Source organism: Tunicatimonas sp., from assembly GCF_049647865.1.
GTDB lineage: Bacteria > Bacteroidota > Bacteroidia > Cytophagales > Cyclobacteriaceae > Tunicatimonas.
This window is the reverse complement of sequence record NZ_JBARYM010000253.1, coordinates 1-4,322: the sequence shown is the minus strand read 5'-3', so window position 1 is coordinate 4,322 and position 4,322 is coordinate 1. Positions and strand designations below refer to the sequence as shown.

Annotated in this window: 5 protein-coding genes; all 5 read right to left on the bottom strand. The window is 46.0% G+C overall.

What is annotated here, in order from left to right:
* On the bottom strand, positions 1-213 hold a 213-nt coding region (locus WBA23_RS07850; RefSeq protein ID WP_424581722.1), incomplete at its 3' end, for a GxxExxY protein.
* 83 nt (positions 214-296) lie between these two features.
* Positions 297-626, bottom strand: a complete 330-nt coding sequence (locus tag WBA23_RS07845; protein WP_424581721.1) for a PadR family transcriptional regulator — start codon at positions 624-626, stop codon at positions 297-299.
* Positions 627-840: 214 nt separating this feature from the next.
* On the bottom strand, positions 841-1,695 hold the full coding sequence (locus tag WBA23_RS07840) for an inositol oxygenase family protein (RefSeq protein WP_424581720.1): 855 nt from the start codon (positions 1,693-1,695) through the stop codon (positions 841-843).
* 113 nt (positions 1,696-1,808) lie between these two features.
* Positions 1,809-3,383 (bottom strand): solute:sodium symporter family transporter, encoded by a 1,575-nt coding sequence (locus tag WBA23_RS07835; RefSeq protein WP_424581719.1) that lies wholly within the window; start codon positions 3,381-3,383, stop codon positions 1,809-1,811.
* A gap of 84 nt (positions 3,384-3,467) precedes the next feature.
* On the bottom strand, positions 3,468-4,322 hold an 855-nt coding region (locus tag WBA23_RS07830), incomplete at its 5' end, for a glycosyltransferase (RefSeq protein ID WP_424581718.1).

The following is a 4,322-nucleotide window of genomic DNA, read 5'->3' as shown; positions in this document are numbered from 1 at the left end:
CTCAACAATCACTTGATCTTCTACTACAAAATCAGCCCTTCTAGTACCTACTTGTATGTCTTCATAATAAATGGGTATTTCCAATTCCCGGGCAAATCCTAACCCCTGCTTCTCCATCTCTATCGCGAAACATCTCTGATAAATAACCTCCTGGAATCCGTTGCCCAACGTGCTATGCACCTTCATCGCACAGCCAATAATCTTATACGTCAACGGGTCTTTTATCTCTTAAATCTTTTCAATCAACAAACCATAATCCTGTTAATTTTTAAATCCCATAAATCCTGATGCTGACATTATAATCCCGCCCATCCCGGTCGAAACTGCCTCCACAATGATACCTTGAGGTCACGGGAGATTTCTAGGGCGCGCTGGCCGTAGGCCGTGATGGTGTAGATGCGCTTACGACGTCCGCCTCGTTCAGCGGTAGCCTGCCCCATTTCGGACGTGAGAAAGCCTTTATCTGCTAACCGACTAAGCGTGGAGTGTATCGCTCCAATAGAAACCGACCGACCGGTTTGAGATTCAAATTCTTCGGATAGCTTAAAAGCGTAGGCTTCCTCACCTAGGATACCTACTAGTAATAAGACCGTCTCTTCAAAGTCACCTAAGCGAGATTCTTTCATATGATACTAAATTGTAGATCAAATATAAAGAGAATACTTTTATTTGCTATACATTTTAGTAACTAATTATCTTAATTGATAATTGACAGTGGATAAGGGGGAATTGAAATTGGAGACCGGAGACCGGAAATAATGATTAACTATAAATAGAAGAAACTGTGGACGGCGGACTATTGGCCGTAGACTAAAAACGATTTACAGTTTTATAGCAGAACTAGAAAGCTATAGTATCCGGTAAGTACTTAGCAGCCAAATCTTCGTAATACGGTCGTAGTTCGGCTACGTTCGGGGCTTGAGGCGATTTGGTGTACAGATCGTAAGGGTTGAACTTATCCACCCACTTAAACATCGCGTGGTCGTGCTCATTCATTAGATGATTATAGGCTCCCTCTCGGTGCTGGGCGTAGAAGGAGTGATAGCGCATGATATAGAGGGCGGGCTCGGGCATATAATCTTTCATTGCCGTATACAAATACTCATCGTGCCCCCACGACATATGCACGTTATCTAGTCCACAATTAGGCTCATAGATTCCGTACTGGGTATTGTACTGCTCATCGCCGATATCCGGATTATCTTGAAAGAATTCGGGATAAACGATCTTATCCGAGAATTTACAGCCTACCGGAAAGGTATCGCCCACCACGGCCCACTGAGGTTCACCAAATAAGCAGAGTATCTTACCCAAATCATGTAGAAAGCCGGTCAAAATAAACCAGTCGGGGTGACCATCGGCCCGGATAGCTTCGGAGGTTTGCAGCAGGTGCTGGGTTTGATCCAGATCAATGTCCGGATCAGAATCGTCAATCAAGGTATTCAAAAACTCTACCGCTTCCCAGAGGGTCATTTTTCGCTTCTGCAACTTTTTGTATTCCGCTTCTTTCGCCAGTACAAAGTCGTAGGATTGATTTTGGTGATTAAGACGGTAAAATTCCCGTACTGTATCCCGTTCCGGATTATCATAATTACGAAACTCCTCTTTTTTCTTCTCTTCGTTCTCAGGATACCGCTCCCGTAAGTCCTCTTCCCACAGTTCTTCTATATCTAAAGTTGGTTTAGTGTCTTTCATAATTTTCAATTGTTCGATAGCTCAATGGTTCAATTGCTGATTGACTTTAGTTAACAAGCAATAGTGGTTGGTCATTAGTCACTATTCATTGTTAATTGTTCACTGCTAATTGTTTATTGTCCCAACCAAATATACAAAGCAATGATTACGATAGTTAATACAAGACTAAATGGTTTTGCGTACCGCCAGGGTTGTATATCCAGCGTAGTTTTATCGAATGACCGGGCGGGGCGAGTGTTCGGATAAAAATGCGATACGCCGAACATCACCACCATATTCAACAGAAACTCTATGCCCCAGATGTGCACAAAGTGCGTATCTAACTGAAAGATAAAGGTTGTGAAGATATAAAACAATAAGCCGACAAAAAGTGCCGCTTTCGCTCCTGCCGCCGAGATGTGCGGAATGAACAGTCCGGCAATCATAATAGAAGCAATCGGAATGAAAAAGATGCCGTTCAATTGTTGCAATAACTGATACAACCCTTCCGGAGCACTTGCCACCAGTGGGGCCGCCACGATAGCAACCAACGCCAGAATAGCCGAGCAAAGCTTCCCTACCCGAACCAGTTGGCGGTCAGTAGCTGCAAGGTTGATTAATCGTTGATATATGCCTACACTGAAGATGGTGGCGGCACTATTGAGCACACTGTTGAAGGTGCTCAGCACTGCCCCCATTACTACGGCGGCAAATAAACCTACAAAGCTAAGGGGTAGCACTTTCTTCACCAGTTCCGGGTAGATCATATCCTGATTATCGCTGAAAGAATCACCAAAATAGTAGTACGCAATGACTCCCGGCAACACAATGATGAGCGGCACCATCGTTTTAAGTACTCCGGTGTACAGCAACCCCTTCTGCGCTTCTTTCAAATTCTTAGCCCCCAAAGCCCGCTGGATAATGGACTGATTCATCCCCCAGAAATACAGTTGGTTAATTACCAAACCGGTAAATAGTGTACTGAATGGCAACACCGAGTCCGGCGCACCGATCACGTTAAACTTCTCCGGGCTGTGTTCATACACCCGTGACAAACCTGTGAACATATTCCCATCCCCAATATCCAGCAACGCTAGTATCGGCACCGCTAAGCCTCCGATAAACAGGCCCACCCCGTTGATTGTATCTGAGTAAGCAACCGCTTTTAGCCCCCCAAAGATGGCGTAGCCCGAACCGATCAAGCCAATGACTACCACTGTAATCCACAGTCCGTTGCTTTTAGAAACCTCCAGTACCTCTGATACATTGAAGATACTTTCCAGGTTAATCGCCCCGGTAAACAGCACAATCGGCAGCAAGGTCACCACAAAGGAAACCATTAGGAACAGGGCTACCAGTGTACGAGTCATGCTATCGAAGCGCTCTTCCAGGTACTGGGGAATGGTCGTTAGCCCCCGTTTCAGGTAAGTAGGAATAAAGTAAAGGGCGGCCACAATCAGTGCCAAGGCCGAGGTCACCTCCCAGGCAATAATAATAAATCCGTTTTTATAGGCCGATCCGTTCAAACCAATCAGATGTTCGGTAGAAATATTCGTCAGCAACATTGATCCGGCAATCACCACTCCGGTTAGGCTGCGCCCTCCCAAGAAGAACCCATCCCGAGACGAGAGCGATTCTTTACGGAGCCGATACCAGGAGTAAAAGGCGACAAAGGCGGTGAAGCCCAGAAAGGAGAGCAAGGTTTGCATAGATTAATGAGTACTGATGAATGAGGGAATGACTAATGGTATGCTATTCATCAGTGCTCATTAATCATCATTCATTCGTCAAAGTTAGGCAAAAAACCAGTAATCCTGACCTGGCTCTTTTTCCCAGCTAGTTAACTGCTTCTGTATAGCGGGTTGCACTGAGGGCGAAGTTACCACTATTAGAATCTGCGGACGGTCCAGTTGGGGAATCATCTCGGTAGATTCCAGCTTTATGCCATAGATTTCTTTACCAATCTTCTGGGGGTTGTTACACACCCAATAGAAATGATCTTTCCGCTTTAGCAATAACTTAACTAAATCTTTCCCTTTTTTTCCCGCTCCCCATAGCAATAGCGGACGATTCACGTCACGATCTAACGCATAGAAATAGCGAGTTTTTAAATCAAAGTAGCGGTTGTCTTGATAGTTATCATCGTTGCGGGAGGTACGGTCGGGGCGGTCGCGGCAGTGGTTTAGCACTTTATCTATTCCAACTACACGTAGCTTCTGTTGGTAGAACCGAAAGCACAGATCATAATCTTCCGGGTACACTTCCGGCGTGAATCCTCCCGCTGCGTCAAAATCATCCCGGTGCACCAGCCAGCACTGGGAAGGAATCACGCACTCGCGATACATCTCCTGATAGTAGGTTTGCTTTCTTGCAATCTGGTTCAACCACTGTTCGTAACGTTGAAAGCCGTCGCCTACCTCACCTTCATCCATAAAGTACTTAGTCCCTCCCGCCACTACGGTTCCCCTGCCGTGCTGCTGCCAGGTGCGATGCATCACTTCCAACTTATCGGGTGGCATAATATCGTCCGAATCCATTCGGGTGAGTAGTGTTCCTCGGGCGTGCCGATAAGCAGTTTGCAGTGCCGGAATCAATCCTTCCCGATCCGTATCGAACACCCTAATGCGAGAGTCGCGCTGACTGTACGC